Source organism: Mesorhizobium sp. B2-3-11 (assembly GCF_006442215.1).
In the GTDB taxonomy this organism is placed as follows: Bacteria; Pseudomonadota; Alphaproteobacteria; order Rhizobiales; family Rhizobiaceae; genus Mesorhizobium; species Mesorhizobium salmacidum.
This window is the reverse complement of sequence record NZ_VFVS01000016.1, coordinates 101,657-114,326: the sequence shown is the minus strand read 5'-3', so window position 1 is coordinate 114,326 and position 12,670 is coordinate 101,657. Positions and strand designations below refer to the sequence as shown.

14 protein-coding genes are annotated in these 12,670 nt (G+C 63.6%); 6 read left to right on the top strand and 8 right to left on the bottom strand.

The genetic code is table 11. The features are described from left to right. Positions 1-21 precede the first annotated feature (21 nt). The gene (ilvD, locus tag FJ960_RS21185; RefSeq protein WP_140509160.1) at positions 22-1,866 is read right to left on the bottom strand and encodes a dihydroxy-acid dehydratase; all 1,845 of its coding nucleotides are present in this window, start codon (positions 1,864-1,866) and stop codon (positions 22-24) included. Between the two features lie 241 nt (positions 1,867-2,107). Here ilvD and FJ960_RS21180 point away from each other — a divergent pair, with 241 nt between their 5' ends. Next, a complete protein-coding gene (locus FJ960_RS21180) occupies positions 2,108-2,578 on the top strand; it encodes a VOC family protein (RefSeq protein ID WP_027142181.1) in 471 nt (156 codons plus the stop codon). Between the two features lie 172 nt (positions 2,579-2,750). Here FJ960_RS21180 and FJ960_RS21175 read toward each other — a convergent pair whose 3' ends face one another. From FJ960_RS21175 to FJ960_RS21165, 4 genes are all read right to left on the bottom strand, one after another. After that, a complete protein-coding gene (locus tag FJ960_RS21175; RefSeq protein WP_140509158.1) occupies positions 2,751-4,343 on the bottom strand; it encodes a peptide chain release factor 3 in 1,593 nt (530 codons plus the stop codon). Positions 4,344-4,443: 100 nt separating this feature from the next. Next, entirely contained in the window at positions 4,444-4,581 is a 138-nt protein-coding gene (locus FJ960_RS29945; protein WP_246672892.1) for a hypothetical protein, read from the bottom strand. 35 nt (positions 4,582-4,616) lie between these two features. Further along, positions 4,617-5,372 (bottom strand): haloalkane dehalogenase, encoded by a 756-nt coding sequence (locus FJ960_RS21170; RefSeq protein ID WP_246672891.1) that lies wholly within the window; start codon positions 5,370-5,372, stop codon positions 4,617-4,619. Next, positions 5,369-5,965, bottom strand: a complete 597-nt coding sequence (locus FJ960_RS21165) for a TetR/AcrR family transcriptional regulator (RefSeq protein WP_140716528.1) — start codon at positions 5,963-5,965, stop codon at positions 5,369-5,371. Before FJ960_RS21165 ends, FJ960_RS21170 begins: the two co-directional genes overlap by 4 nt. Positions 5,966-6,084: 119 nt before the next feature. Between FJ960_RS21165 and FJ960_RS21160 the strand changes: the two genes are divergently transcribed. After that, a complete protein-coding gene (locus tag FJ960_RS21160) occupies positions 6,085-7,158 on the top strand; it encodes an FAD-binding oxidoreductase (protein WP_140716526.1) in 1,074 nt (357 codons plus the stop codon). Here FJ960_RS21160 and FJ960_RS21155 read toward each other — a convergent pair. The 3 genes from FJ960_RS21155 to FJ960_RS21145 form a co-directional block, all read right to left on the bottom strand. Beyond that, on the bottom strand, positions 7,152-8,525 hold the full coding sequence (locus tag FJ960_RS21155; RefSeq protein WP_140716524.1) for an amidase: 1,374 nt from the start codon (positions 8,523-8,525) through the stop codon (positions 7,152-7,154). The two genes, FJ960_RS21160 and FJ960_RS21155, sit on opposite strands and share 7 nt — an antisense overlap. Positions 8,526-8,707: 182 nt before the next feature. Next, a complete protein-coding gene (locus FJ960_RS21150; RefSeq protein ID WP_140716522.1) occupies positions 8,708-9,508 on the bottom strand; it encodes a class II glutamine amidotransferase in 801 nt (266 codons plus the stop codon). A 15-nt stretch (positions 9,509-9,523) separates the two neighbouring features. Then, positions 9,524-9,772: a DUF6356 family protein gene (locus tag FJ960_RS21145; RefSeq protein WP_140509146.1), complete on the bottom strand. Its 249-nt coding sequence runs from the start codon at positions 9,770-9,772 to the stop codon at positions 9,524-9,526. 113 nt (positions 9,773-9,885) lie between these two features. On the opposite strand from FJ960_RS21145, the gene FJ960_RS21140 reads away from it, so the two are divergent. From FJ960_RS21140 to FJ960_RS21125, 4 genes are all read left to right on the top strand, one after another. Further along, positions 9,886-10,356, top strand: coding sequence for an Lrp/AsnC family transcriptional regulator (locus FJ960_RS21140; RefSeq protein ID WP_140509144.1), 471 nt, complete (start codon positions 9,886-9,888; stop codon positions 10,354-10,356). Between the two features lie 96 nt (positions 10,357-10,452). Further along, complete coding sequence (dut, locus tag FJ960_RS21135) at positions 10,453-10,938, top strand: dUTP diphosphatase (RefSeq protein WP_140716520.1); 486 nt, start codon at positions 10,453-10,455, stop codon at positions 10,936-10,938. 54 nt (positions 10,939-10,992) lie between these two features. Further along, positions 10,993-11,664 carry an HAD family phosphatase gene (locus tag FJ960_RS21130; protein ID WP_140716518.1) on the top strand — a complete coding sequence of 224 codons (672 nt, stop codon included), beginning with the start codon at positions 10,993-10,995 and terminating at the stop codon, positions 11,662-11,664. A 153-nt stretch (positions 11,665-11,817) separates the two neighbouring features. Continuing rightward, positions 11,818-12,669, top strand: a complete 852-nt coding sequence (locus tag FJ960_RS21125; protein ID WP_140716516.1) for a hypothetical protein — start codon at positions 11,818-11,820, stop codon at positions 12,667-12,669. The last annotated feature ends 1 nt before the right edge of the window (position 12,670 follow it).

The following is a 12,670-nucleotide window of genomic DNA, read 5'->3' as shown; positions in this document are numbered from 1 at the left end:
TGGGAGAAGGAAGAACCGCCCTTACTCCGGCACGTGCCTCACGGCCCCCTTGTCGGCACTGGTGGCGAAGGCAGCGTAGGCGCGCAGCGCGGTCGTCACCTTGCGCTTGCGCTTTTCCTGCGGCTTCCAGGCGTCCGCGCCCTTGGCCTCCATGGCCGCGCGGCGCGCATCGAGTTCCGCGTCGTCCACGGCGAGGCGGATGGTGCGGTTCGGGATATCGATCTCGATCGTATCGCCCTCCTGCACCAGCCCGATCAGCCCGCCTTCCGCCGCTTCAGGCGAAGCATGGCCGATGGACAGGCCCGAGGTGCCGCCGGAGAAGCGGCCATCGGTGACCAGCGCGCAGGCCTTGCCCAGGCCCTTCGACTTCAGATAGCTGGTCGGATAGAGCATTTCCTGCATGCCGGGGCCGCCGCGCGGTCCCTCATAGCGGATGACGACGACATCGCCAGCCTTGATCTCATTGGCAAGGATCGCCTTGACCGAAGCGTCTTGGCTCTCGAAGACGCGCGCCGGACCGGTGAATTTCAGGATCGACTCGTCGACGCCGGCCGTCTTCACGATGCAGCCGTCGAGCGCCAGATTGCCTTTCAGCACGGCAAGGCCGCCATCTTTCGAGAAAGGCGTCTTCGCCGAGCGGATGACGCCGGTTTCGCGGTTCGTGTCGAGCTCGTCCCAGCGGCGGTCCTGGCTGAAGGCGACCTGTGTCGGCACGCCGCCGGGAGCGGCGAGGAAAAAGTCGCGCACATTCTGGCTCGAGGTGCGCGAAATATCCCAATGGTCGAGCGCTTCGCCGAGGCTGGCGGTATGCACCGTCGGCAGATCGCGATTGATCAGTCCGGCCTCGTCGAGCTGGCCGAGGATGGCCATGATGCCGCCGGCGCGATGGACGTCTTCCATGTGCACGTCGGACTTAGCCGGCGCCACCTTGCAAAGGACAGGCACCCGCCGCGACAGCCGGTCGATGTCCTCCATGGTGAAGTCGACCTCACCCTCATGGGCGGCGGCCAGGATGTGCAGCACCGTGTTGGTCGAGCCTCCCATGGCGATGTCGAGCGTCATGGCGTTCTCGAAGGCGCCCTTCGAGGCGATGCTGCGCGGCAGTGCGCTCTCGTCATCCTGCTCGTAGTAGCGCTGGGCGAGATCGACGACGAGATGACCGGCCTCGACGAACAGACGCTTGCGGTCGGCATGTGTGGCCAGCGTCGAGCCGTTGCCGGGCAGCGACAGGCCGAGTGCCTCGGTCAGGCAGTTCATCGAGTTGGCGGTGAACATGCCCGAGCAGGAGCCGCAGGTCGGGCAGGCCGAGCGCTCGATGACCTTGACGTCCTCGTCGGAGATCTTGTCGTCGGCAGCGGCCACCATGGCGTCGACCAGGTCGAGCGCCTGCGTCTTGCCGGCCAGCACGACCTTGCCGGCTTCCATCGGCCCGCCGGAGACGAACACGGTCGGGATGTTGAGGCGCAGCGAGGCCATCAGCATGCCGGGGGTGATCTTGTCGCAGTTGGAGATGCAGACCATGGCGTCGGCGCAATGCGCGTTGACCATGTATTCGACGGAATCGGCGATCAGCTCGCGCGACGGCAGCGAATAGAGCATGCCGTCATGGCCCATGGCGATGCCGTCGTCGACCGCGATGGTGTTGAATTCCTTGGCGACACCGCCGGCCTTCTCGATCTCGCGCGCGACCAGCTGGCCGAGGTCCTTCAGATGAACATGGCCGGGCACGAACTGGGTGAAGGAATTGACCACCGCGATGATCGGCTTGCCGAAATCACTATCCTTCATGCCTGTGGCGCGCCACAGGCCGCGGGCGCCGGCCATGTTGCGGCCATGGGTCGTGGTGCGGGAACGGTAGGCGGGCATGTTTTTTCCTTGGTGGCTGGCCGCGCCGGGCGCGGCGGCGCTGAATTTTGATCGCAGGGGTTATAGACGCGCAACTATGGTCTGGCCACAATTTTGCAATGCGCCAGATTCTCCAGGAAAATTCGGTGCCGTTGTCGGATCGGGCGTATCACGACCGTCCTTGGGCAGACGGCAAGAAATGGCGCCATTCCGGGAGCCAGCCGTTTCATTGTGGCAGCAAGAAGCAACCGAGGAGCACGACATGCAAAAGATCACCACCTTCCTGTGGTTCGACGACCAGGCCGAAGAGGCCATGAACCATTACGTATCCATCTTCAAGAATTCGAAGGTGCTGAGCGTCACGCGCTGGCCGCAGGGCCATGCTTCGGAAGGCAAAGTGCTGGTGGCATCGTTCGAGCTCGACGGTGTGCAGTTCCAGGCGCTCAATGGCGGCCCGCAATACAAGTTCACGGAGGCCATGTCGCTCTCGATCGACTGCAAGACGCAGGACGAGGTCGATCATTTCTGGAGCAAACTCACCGAAGGCGGCGGCGAGCCCGGCCGATGCAGCTGGCTGAAGGACAAGTTCGGTGTTTCCTGGCAGGTCGTGCCGGAGCAGTTGCCGCGACTGCTTCAGGACCCTGACAGGGCCAAGGCCGGCCGGGTGATGTCAGCGATGATGCAGATGGGCAAGATCGATATCGCCAAATTGGAGGCGGCGGCGAAAGGGTGAGAAGCGGTCCGCGTAGCGGACGAAAAGCCAATTGCTTGGCTTTTCGAGCTTCGAACGCCCGGAGCTTGCGAAGGCCGGGGGATTGAGTCTAACGATCCTTGAAGTCGGCGCTGCCCCTCATCCGCCTTTCGGGCACCTTCTCCCCGTGAACGGGGAGAAGGAAAAAGGGTTCTTATGCCGCTTTGTCGCGGACCTGATAATCCTTGATCGTGGCGAAGCGGATCGCTTTCCAGCGCTCGGCTTCGTAGTTCAGCGAGAAGGCGTGCTGGGCGAGGAAGACCGGGTCGTTGTCGAGATCGCGGGCGATGTCGCCGCGATGCGCCTCGATGAAGCGAAGCACCTCGGCCTTGTCATCGGCCGAGATCCAGCGGCAGACCGAAAAGCGCGACATCTCGAATTCGACGGGCAGCGTGTATTCGAAGTTCAGCCGCTCTTTCAGCACATCGAGCTGCAGGGCGCCAACGACGCCGACGATAGCCGGTGAGCCGTCCTCGGGCGAAAACAGCTGCACCACGCCTTCCTCGGCCATCTGGTGCAGCGCTTCCTTGAGTTTTTTCGCCTTCATCGCGTCGCCGAGGCGGACACGACGCAGGATTTCCGGGGCAAAATTCGGCACGCCGCGAAACAGGATTTCCTCGCCCTCGGTCAGCGTGTCGCCGATGCGCAGCGTACCGTGGTTGGGGATGCCGACGACATCTCCGGCGAAGGCTTCGTCGGCGGTGACACGGGTGCGGGCGAAGAAGAATTGCGGGGCCGAGAGGCTCATCGGCTTTCCCGTGCGCACCAGCTTGGCCTTCATGCCGCGCTCGAGCTTGCCCGAGCAGACGCGCACGAAGGCGATGCGGTCGCGGTGGTTGGGATCCATGTTGGCCTGGATCTTGAAGACGAAGGAGGTCATTTTTTCCTCCGTCGCCTCGATGGTGCGGGTGTCGGCCTCCTGCGCGCGCGGTGGCGGACCAAAGGCGCCAAGCGCCTCGATCAGGTCGCGCACGCCATAATTGCGCAGCGCCGAGCCGAAATAGACCGGCGTCAGATGGCCCTCGCGAAAAGCGTCGATATCAAGGGGTCTGCACGCCTCTCGCGCGAGCTCCAGTTCCTCGATGAAAGCCTCGCGCTCGTTTTCCGGCAGCAGGCCGGCAACGCGGTTGGAATCGGGACCGTTGACCGGCGTGCGTTCCTTCTCGTCGTCGCCCTTGCGCACGGCGTTCAGCGCCAGGTGATAGGTGCCGGAAAAAGTCTTGCCACGGCCAATCGGCCAGGTGATGGGCGCGGTGTCCAGCGCCAGCTTCTGCTCGATCTCGTCCAAAATCTCGAACGGATCGCGGCTTTCACGGTCCATCTTGTTGACGAAGGTGATGATCGGGATGTCGCGCAGCCGGCAGACCTCGAACAGCTTCAGCGTGCGCGGCTCGATGCCCTTGGCGGCGTCGATGACCATGACGGCCGAGTCGACCGCCGACAGCGTGCGATAGGTGTCGTCGGCGAAATCCTCGTGGCCCGGCGTGTCGAGCAGGTTGAAGACGTTGTCCTCATATTCGAACGTCATCACCGAGGTGACGACCGAAATGCCGCGCTCGCGCTCGATCTTCATCCAGTCGGAACGCGTCTGGATGCGGTCCTTCTTGGCCTTGACCTCGCCGGCAAGCTGGATGGCGCCACCGAACAGCAGCAGCTTTTCGGTCAGCGTCGTCTTGCCGGCGTCGGGGTGGGCGATGATCGCGAAAGTGCGGCGGCGCGCCACTTCCTCTGGAATAATTTCGGGCATTCTCTTGGGATTTCCGTGTGACAGGCCGGGCTTCTAGCAGCGCAGCGCCGGGCTGTCGACCGGTCCGGCGGCGTGAACGCCGCCGGTTGCATGGCTTGCTTCAGGCGGGTTCGTTCATGCGGCCCGCCTGAACGACCCCCGGAAGCCAGCCGGCGATAGCGCTGCCGATCGTGTCGGCATGATCCTCCTGCAGGTAGTGCGCGCCAGGCCCGAGATCGATGAACCGGCAGTTCTTCAAGCTGGCCGCGAATTCGCGTGCGGCCTGCGGTGAGATCAGCGCGCCCGGATCGCCGGCGAACAGCAGTTTCGGATAGGTGGACAGCCGCAGCGCCCGATGGTCGTGTTCGCTGATGGCGCGACGTCGGCGGGCTGGCCCTCGATCGGCAATTCCCGGGGCAAACGCAGCACCGGCCTGCGCGATAGCGGCGTCGGGAACGGCGCCCGGTAGACGGCCATCTCTTCGTCGCTCATTGTGCGCAGCACCGAGGCCGGCAGCAATTTTTCGACGAAGACATTGTCTTCCAGGACCAGCTTCTCGCCGACATCGGGTGTACGCAACGCCTTGAACATTTCGCGAGCTTGCGGACGCTGGTGAAAGTCCTCCCAACGCTCGAAGGGCCGGATGAACTCCATGAAGGCGAGGCCGAGAACGCGGCGCGGCCACCGCGCCGCAAGATGGAAGGCCAGGGCAGTGCCCCAATCCTGGGCGACCAGAACCATGTCCCTGATGTCGAGCGCGTCGAGAAAGGCGTCGAGGTAGCGGACATGGTCGAAGAAGCGATAGTCGATATCGGGCTTGCCGGATTGGCCATAGCCGATCAGGTCGGGCGCGATGCAGCGCCCGAACGACGCCACGTGCGGGATGATGTTGCGCCAGATATGCGACGAGGTCGGATTGCCATGCAGGAACAGCACGGTCGGGCCAGACGCGCCGGCCTCGACAAAGGACATGGTCGAATCGAGGACGGCGATTTGCGAACGTCTCGGTGCGGCGACGCCCGCCTGAGGCATGTCGGCTTTCGAAGTCATGGGATCGGCTCCTTTCCAAAGACTGTACTGAAGATGATCTTCTTGAATCGGTCGAGCGGCTCGGGGCTACGCTCGACTTTCATACGCAGCATGGCGCCTTGCCAGGACGACAGCAGGAAGTCGGCAAGGTCCTCGGCATCGAAGGCTCTCGTGATGTCGCCGGTCGCCTGGCCTTCGGCGATGCAGGCCGCGAAGGGCCGACGCCAGCGCTCGAAGATAGCGACCAGCCGCAGGCGCAGCGGTTCGCTGTGCACGGCGGTCTCAAGACTGAGATTGCCGATCATGCAGCCGCGCGCCCAATCATGCGCTTCAAGCTTCGAGGTGATGAGATCGAGATAACGGCGCAGCCTGCCGACAGGCGGGGTCCCATCCCGGGCCAGCGCTGTTTCGACCAGTCCGCTCACATAGGCGAAATAGCGGTCGACCACTTCGCCAACAAATTGCTCCTTGGAGGCAAAATGGTTCGTGAAGGAGCCCGGCCGGGCGTCAGCCGCGGCGACGATGTCGCGTATGCCGGCGGCGGCATAGCCCGAGTCCCAGATGGTCTGGAAACCGGCATCGAGGAGTTTTTCGCGGAGTGATTGTCTAGCCATGGCCATACAATACGTACGTACGTATTGATGTCAAGCTACCTTTTTACGGCATTCGATGTTGGCAAGCGGCGGACAGGATGGCACTTGGATGACATGTCACCCTTGGATCAGGAGCGAACATGAGCGCCGGCAAACAAGTGATCGTCATCGGCGCCGGCATCATCGGTGCGTCGATTGCCTGGCACCTGACCAAAGCGGGTGCCCAGGTAACGGTCATCGCCGACAGCGAGGCCGGCGGTGTCGCGACGCTCAATTCCTTTGCCTGGATCAATGCCAGCTGGGGCAATCCGGAGCCTTATTTCCGGCTGCGCAGCCGCGCCATGGCCGAATGGTCTCGGCTGGCGAGAGACCTGCCCGGCCTGCCGCTCAACTGGTGCGGCGGCCTGTGCTGGGATCTATCGGCGGCGGATATGGAAACCTATGCCGCGGAGCACTCAGCCTGGGGCTACGGCATCGAGCGCATCGACCGTGCCGGCGCGGCGCGCATCGAGCCGAATCTCGCCGAACCGCCGGATTTCGCTTTGCATGTCGCCGAGGAAGGTGTTGCCGAGCCGGTCGCAGCCTCCAAGGCCCTGCTGGCCGATGCCGAACAGCGCGGCGCGCGCATCCGTTCCAGTACGGTCACGGCGCTGATCCAGACCAATGGCAGGATAACCGGCGTGGGCACATCGCATGGGCTGATTGCCGCCGACGAGGTGGTGATCGCGGCAGGCGTCGGCTCGCCGGACATTGCCGCGACCGCCGGCATCAACCTGCCGATCGAGACCCCGCCCGGCCTGATCGTCCATTCGCGGCCATACAAGAAGCTGCTCAACGGACTGGTGCTGGCCGAGCGGCTGCACATGCGCCAGACGGCGGAAGGCCGTATCATCGCCGGCTCGGACTTCGGCGGCGCCGATCCGGGGATGGATGCCAAAGCCACCGCCCGCGCGTTGTTCGCGGCCACGAAAGCCATGTTGCGCGACAGCGACGGACTTGAGCTGGATTTCTACACGATCGGCTACCGGCCGACACCGATCGACGGCTTTCCGATCATCGGCCGCGCCGAGGGCATGGATGGCGTCTACATCGCGGTCATGCATTCCGGCATCACGCTGGCGCCGGCCGTCGGCCTGTTCGCCACGCGCGAAATCCTTGGCGGCGAGCGCGACCCGCTGCTGGCGCCTTATGGACTGTCGCGCTTCGCTCAATAGCCGGGCGGACGACTGAAGCCGCCGGTCAAGGGCGCCATCCCCTTGCCCACGGCGAGCAGCCGCGCCTCCGACCAGCGTGCGCCGACAAGCTGCAGGCCGATCGGCAGGCCGTCGCTGTCCTGCCCGCAAGGTATCGAAAGCGCCGGGTGGCCGCTGTAGTTGAAGACGGCTCCGTAGGCCGGCAACATCCAGTAGCTCTGGTCCTTGCCGTCGACTTTGATCGCAGTGCCCGGCGCACAATGCGGGAATGCCGTGGTCATGACGACCGGGCAGAGCAGCGCGTCCCAATCCTCGAAAAAACGGTCCCAGGCGAGAATGGATTTGTCGCGGCGGGCCAGTGCCTCAAACCAGCGCGAGACCGATGCCGGCTCCTCCGGCGGTTCCTGCTGCGCCGCCTCCATCATCATGCCGATCAGCGCGCCGCCCTGGGCGAGATCGTCGTGCAGGTCGAGCTTGGGCAGTTTCGCTTCCTCGATGATGGCGCCGGCGTCTTGCAGTCGTCTTGCGACATTTTCGACCGCTGCACTGATGCCGCCGGCCACTGGGAACCCGGGAAAGGAGGGCGCGAAAGCGATGCGCAAAGTTTGGAGGTCGAGCTTCGGCATGGCCTCGACGGGCACCGGCGCAAGGTCGGTGTCGCGGTCGTCCGGGCCGGCGATGATCCGATAGATCAACGCCAAATCGTCGATGCTGCGCGCCAGTGGGCCGAGACAGGACATCAGCCGCACGCTTCGCGCCGCACCGCCTGGATCCGGAAAGGCGCCGGCCAGCGAAACGCGATGTTCCGTCGGCTTCAGGCCGTAGACGCCGCAGAACGCCGCGGGAAGGCGGATCGAGTCCTGCATGTCGGTGCCGATGTCGAACGGTGTCATGCCTGTGCAGACGGCGGCAGCGGCGCCGCCGCTGGATCCGCCCGGGGTGCGCTGGAGATTCCAGGGATTGCTGGTGCGGCCGAACAGCGGATTGTCCGATTGCCAGTCGGACAGCATTGTGGCGACATTGGTCTTGGCCATCAGCACACCGCCGGCTGCCTTCAACCTGTTAACGACGGGGCTGTCCTCTTTCGCCACATAGTCGGCGAAGAGCGGGAAGCCGACCGTGGTTCTCATCCCAGATGTCTCGTGCATGTCCTTCAGCGTGAAGGGGACGCCGTGCAGCGGCCCGAGCGCTTCGCCACGCGACAATGCCGCATCGGCCTCCTCGGCACGCTCGCGAGCCCCGTCCCTGTCGAGCGAGATGACGGCGTTGACGGCAGGATTGTGCCTGTCGATCCGCGCGAGGTGGGCGTCGAGCGCTTCGACGGCGGAGATTTTGCGCGCGGCGATGGCGGCGGCGAGATCGGTGGCTGAGGAAAAGGCGAGGTTCATGATCAAGGTTCCGGCTTGCTTGCCGCCTGCCTCATCAAATGGCGGATAGCGGCGCGGCTTCAAGCGGAGTTGAGCATTCATTGGAGGTGGGCGCTTGATTGGGATTGCGTTGAGGTCTGCACTCTACGGCGCCCCCCTCTGTCCTGCCAGCATTGCCGATTCGAGACATCGGCGAAGAAGACTTACCCGGCCAGCGCCAGCTTCGCCGCGACCGGAGCGAACGGACGAATGTCGATGCCGTCCTTTGTCATGGTGACGAAGCTCGATGGCGGGATCGCCTGCCAGTCGCCGCCCTCTCGATCGAAGGGTTCGGAAACGATGCAGCGGCCAGCGCCCTTGCGGAAGATGGACGTGTAGAGCGTCGGCGCCTGGACGTCGGTGGCATAGCGCACCGCATGCAGGGCCTGCCCGTCGGAGAAGGCGGCGGTCAATTTCAGCGCCGGCTCGAGACCAGCGCGGCGCGAGGCTTCGAGCACGCGGGAGGTGGCGCGGGAAACGGCACCTTGCGGGTCGGACGAAAGCCCTTCGTCGATCATGAGCAGAAAAAACAGTTCGGAATCGGTGGTGCCTTCGCGCTGCTCGAAGACAGCGTCGGACAACGAGTTCTCCAGCGCGCGGCGGATCTTTTCGAAGCCGCCGATCTGGCCATTGTGCATGAACGACCAGCGGCCGGAGATGAACGGATGGCAATTCATGCGGCTGGTGGCGCCGCCGGTCGAGGCCCGCACATGCGCGAGAAACAGGCCGGATTTGATCTGCCGGCACAGGCTCTTCAGGTTGGGATCGGACCACGCCGGCAGGATGTCGCGGTAGAGACCGGGCTCCGGCCGGTCGCCGTACCAGGCAAGGCCGAAACCATCGCCATTGGTCGGCGACTTCGCTTCCTGGGCGCAGTGGCTCTGGGCGATCAGTGAGTGACAGGGCGCCGTGAGGATGTCTTCGAGAAAGACCGCTTCACCGAGATAGGCCGCCCACCGGCACATTGCTTCCGCCTTCCTTTAGGCGCGATCCGGAAGAGCAGCGGGCTCGTTGATCGCGTGTGTGCCTCTGTTGTGCGTCCGCTCGTAGAGCTCGCGAATGATTCGGCTGGCGGTAGTCTCAAAGAGAAATGGCAAGAAAGCGTGAACAAATGCTGCTGCCGCCGCCATCAGCAGGCGCGACGAAAACCATGTGGCGAAGGCCATATGGCCGAAATAGGTTTCACCGACCTTGGCCGGATGAGAGGTGAAAATCCTTGCGACCGACATGCTGGTTCCCCTTCAGCGTTTGCGTTCCGATATGAGTATCCTGACACGCCTCACCGGTTCATTGGTCCCAAAATATCCTTGTATTTTGCGATTTCATGGGACAAGTATCCCACATGACACTGGCAATCGACGAACTTGATCGGAAATTGCTCGCCGAATTGCAACGCGACGGCACCTTGTCGGTCGACCAGTTGTCGGAGCGGGTGGCCTTGTCGCGCAATGCCTGCTGGCGGCGCGTCAAGCGGCTGGAGGAAGCTGGCGTCATCACCGGCCGCGTGGCGCTGGTCGATGCCGAGAAGCTCGGGCTTGGCCTTTCGGTGTTCATCCTGATCCGCACATCCAACCACGACCCGGACTGGCTGCAGAAATTCCGCGCTGCGGTGGCCGGCTTGCCCGAGATCATCGGCGTCTACCGCATGTCCGGCGATCTCGACTATGTGCTGCGCGCCCGCGTCGCCGACGTGAAGGCCTATGACCGGCTCTACCAGCGGCTGATCGCCAAGGTGGCTTTGTCGGATGTTTCCGCCTCCTTCGTCATGGAGGAGATCAAGGAGACGACCGTGGTTCCGATGGAAGTGCGTTGAGCCGTCCTCAGGCCACAGTGATGCCCGAAAGAAAGCCGTTGATAGCCCTGCGGTCGAGTTGACCGAATCGGCAATCGCGCCGATAGGATCCATTTTATGCGCGCAGCCCTTCAAACACCTTCCGTCATCGGTCCGACCGTCGGCTTCGTCAGGTTGCCGCATGGTGAGGGTCTTCCGCTTCCCGCTTATGAAAGCGCCGGCGCCGCCGGCATGGATTTGCGCGCGGCGGTGCCCGAAGACCGGCCGCTTCTGATCCTGCCGGGCAAGCGCGCCTTGGTGCCGACCGGGTTGATCCTGGAAATTCCCGAGGGCATGGAGGGCCAGGTGCGGCCACGCTCGGGCCTTGCCTTCAAACATGGCCTCACCGTCCTCAATTCACCCGGCACGGTCGACAGCGACTATCGCGGCGAGGTGAAGGTGCTGCTGGTCAATCTCGGCGACGAGGACTTCGCCGTGACGCGCGGCATGCGGATCGCCCAAATCGTTTTCGGCGCCGTGACGCAGGTGGCGGTGGAAGAGCGTTCGCTGGCCGGCGGCACGGCGCGCGGCTCGGGCGGATTCGGATCGACCGGCACCGCCTGATGCATGGCTGTATTTCGGCATATCGAACCGATTTGTCGCGTAGACTGATCCAATATGACTGAAACACGGCCGCTGCCAAAGCTCGTCATCTTCGACTGCGACGGGATCCTGGTCGATACCGAGAACCTCGCCAACCGGCGCCTTGCCGAATGGCTAAGCGCGACCGGCTATCCCGCGACCTTCGAATATTGCCGCAAGAACTTCTCCGGCCGCAGCATGGTGTCAGTGCAGAAAGAGATCGAAGAGACGACCAACGTCAGGCTCGGCGCCGATTTCGTCGAGCGCTGGAATGCCGGCCTGCCGGATCTGTTCGCCCATGGCGTCGAGGCGATCCCTTATGTCCGGGAGTTCATCGAGGCGGTCCGCGCGGCCGGCATCGCCTATTGCGTCGCCACCTCGGCAAGGATCTCCAAGATGCACATAACCCTTGGCCAGACCGGGCTGTTGCCGCTGTTCGAACATGCCATGTTCAGTGCCACCATGGTATCGCGCGGCAAGCCGTTCCCCGACCTGTTCCTGCACGCCGCCAGAACCATGGGCTTCGCGCCCGCCGACTGCATCGTCGTCGAGGACAGCGTCGCCGGCACGCAGGCCGGGATCGCCGCCGGCATGCGGGTGTTTTCCTATCATGGCGACCCCTATTCCGACCGCGACGGCCTGATCCAGGCCGGCGGCATCCTGTTCGATGATATGCGCGAACTCGCCGGGCTGGTGCCGATCCACTGATTCGCCGGCCGTGTAGGCCGGGATAACGACATGCATAAAATCAGAAGCTTACAGCAGGTCGGGCGAATCCTATTCGCCGCGATATGCTGTAGCTGCGCGGCCCGGCAAGTCATGTTAGCTTGGCGGCGCTGGGGTGAGGGGACGATATCAAGCATGTCAGGATTTTTGCATCGGCTCGTCCTTGCCTGCCTGTTGCTGCCATTGCTGTGCGGCGCGGCCGGAGCCCAGGATGCCGCCAGCCCGGACCTCGGCAAACCCATCATCGGCCACGCCGATACGACCTATGCCGATCTCATCAGGATGGTCGTTCCGGATCTGACGGCGAAGGGCGATTATTATGTCGGCTCCTCGCCGATCGAGATGCGGCACATTGCCGGTCCCGACAATGACAGCTCGCCACCAGAGGCACCGAGCGTTTTCAGCGCCGGCGTGCTTGGCATCAAAGCCGGCGGCAAGGATCGGCTGGCCATGCTGTTCGACCTCGGCCAGTCGCCCGACAGCGCGGAGGGCTATGCGGTGCTGGCGCTTTACGACCTCACCGGCAAACCGAAGCTGCTCGATGCCGTCAATGTGGCGACCGACCGTTTCACCTTCTTTCGCCACCCCGGTAAACTTTCGCTCGGCGCCAGTGACGATGCGCTGATGATCTCCAGCACGCATTTCAATTCGAACCAGGGCTACATGTCGACGCCGCTTATCCTGGTGCGAGACGGCCGTTTTGAGCTGATCGACCTCATCAACACGTTCGACGAAAATGTCTGTTCCTACCGGCGCTCCCAGGACCTGACCTTCCAGGCTTTGAGCGATGGTTCGCCCTACGCAGCGATCAAGGCGACGATAACCGACAAGACAGTGCCTGGCGAAGAGACTTGCGACGAACCGGCCCCGAAGGCCGTCTCGAACGACAATTCCGTAACCTACCGCTGGGACAAGAAAACGGCGCGCTATGTCGCCGATTCCGACGCTTTCGAGAAATTGGCAGCAGACAACGAGAAACGCTTCTGAA

What these genes read in the sequence shown, in the direction of transcription:
- FJ960_RS21130 (WP_140716518.1), top strand. Translation starts at nt 10,993, where the DNA reads ATGACTGAAACACGGCCGCTGCCAAAGCTCGTCATCTTCGACTGCGAC.
- FJ960_RS21145 (WP_140509146.1), bottom strand. Translation starts at nt 9,772, where the DNA reads ATGTCGGTCGCAAGGATTTTCACCTCTCATCCGGCCAAGGTCGGTGAA.
- FJ960_RS21170 (WP_246672891.1), bottom strand. Translation starts at nt 5,372, where the DNA reads ATGACTTCGAAAGCCGACATGCCTCAGGCGGGCGTCGCCGCACCGAGA.
- FJ960_RS21175 (WP_140509158.1), bottom strand. Translation starts at nt 4,343, where the DNA reads ATGCCCGAAATTATTCCAGAGGAAGTGGCGCGCCGCCGCACTTTCGCG.
- FJ960_RS21160 (WP_140716526.1), top strand. Translation starts at nt 6,085, where the DNA reads ATGAGCGCCGGCAAACAAGTGATCGTCATCGGCGCCGGCATCATCGGT.
- FJ960_RS21140 (WP_140509144.1), top strand. Translation starts at nt 9,886, where the DNA reads ATGACACTGGCAATCGACGAACTTGATCGGAAATTGCTCGCCGAATTG.
- ilvD (WP_140509160.1), bottom strand. Translation starts at nt 1,866, where the DNA reads ATGCCCGCCTACCGTTCCCGCACCACGACCCATGGCCGCAACATGGCC.
- FJ960_RS21180 (WP_027142181.1), top strand. Translation starts at nt 2,108, where the DNA reads ATGCAAAAGATCACCACCTTCCTGTGGTTCGACGACCAGGCCGAAGAG.
- FJ960_RS21150 (WP_140716522.1), bottom strand. Translation starts at nt 9,508, where the DNA reads ATGTGCCGGTGGGCGGCCTATCTCGGTGAAGCGGTCTTTCTCGAAGAC.
- FJ960_RS21125 (WP_140716516.1), top strand. Translation starts at nt 11,818, where the DNA reads ATGTCAGGATTTTTGCATCGGCTCGTCCTTGCCTGCCTGTTGCTGCCA.
- dut (WP_140716520.1), top strand. Translation starts at nt 10,453, where the DNA reads ATGCGCGCAGCCCTTCAAACACCTTCCGTCATCGGTCCGACCGTCGGC.
- FJ960_RS21155 (WP_140716524.1), bottom strand. Translation starts at nt 8,525, where the DNA reads ATGAACCTCGCCTTTTCCTCAGCCACCGATCTCGCCGCCGCCATCGCC.
- FJ960_RS21165 (WP_140716528.1), bottom strand. Translation starts at nt 5,965, where the DNA reads ATGGCTAGACAATCACTCCGCGAAAAACTCCTCGATGCCGGTTTCCAG.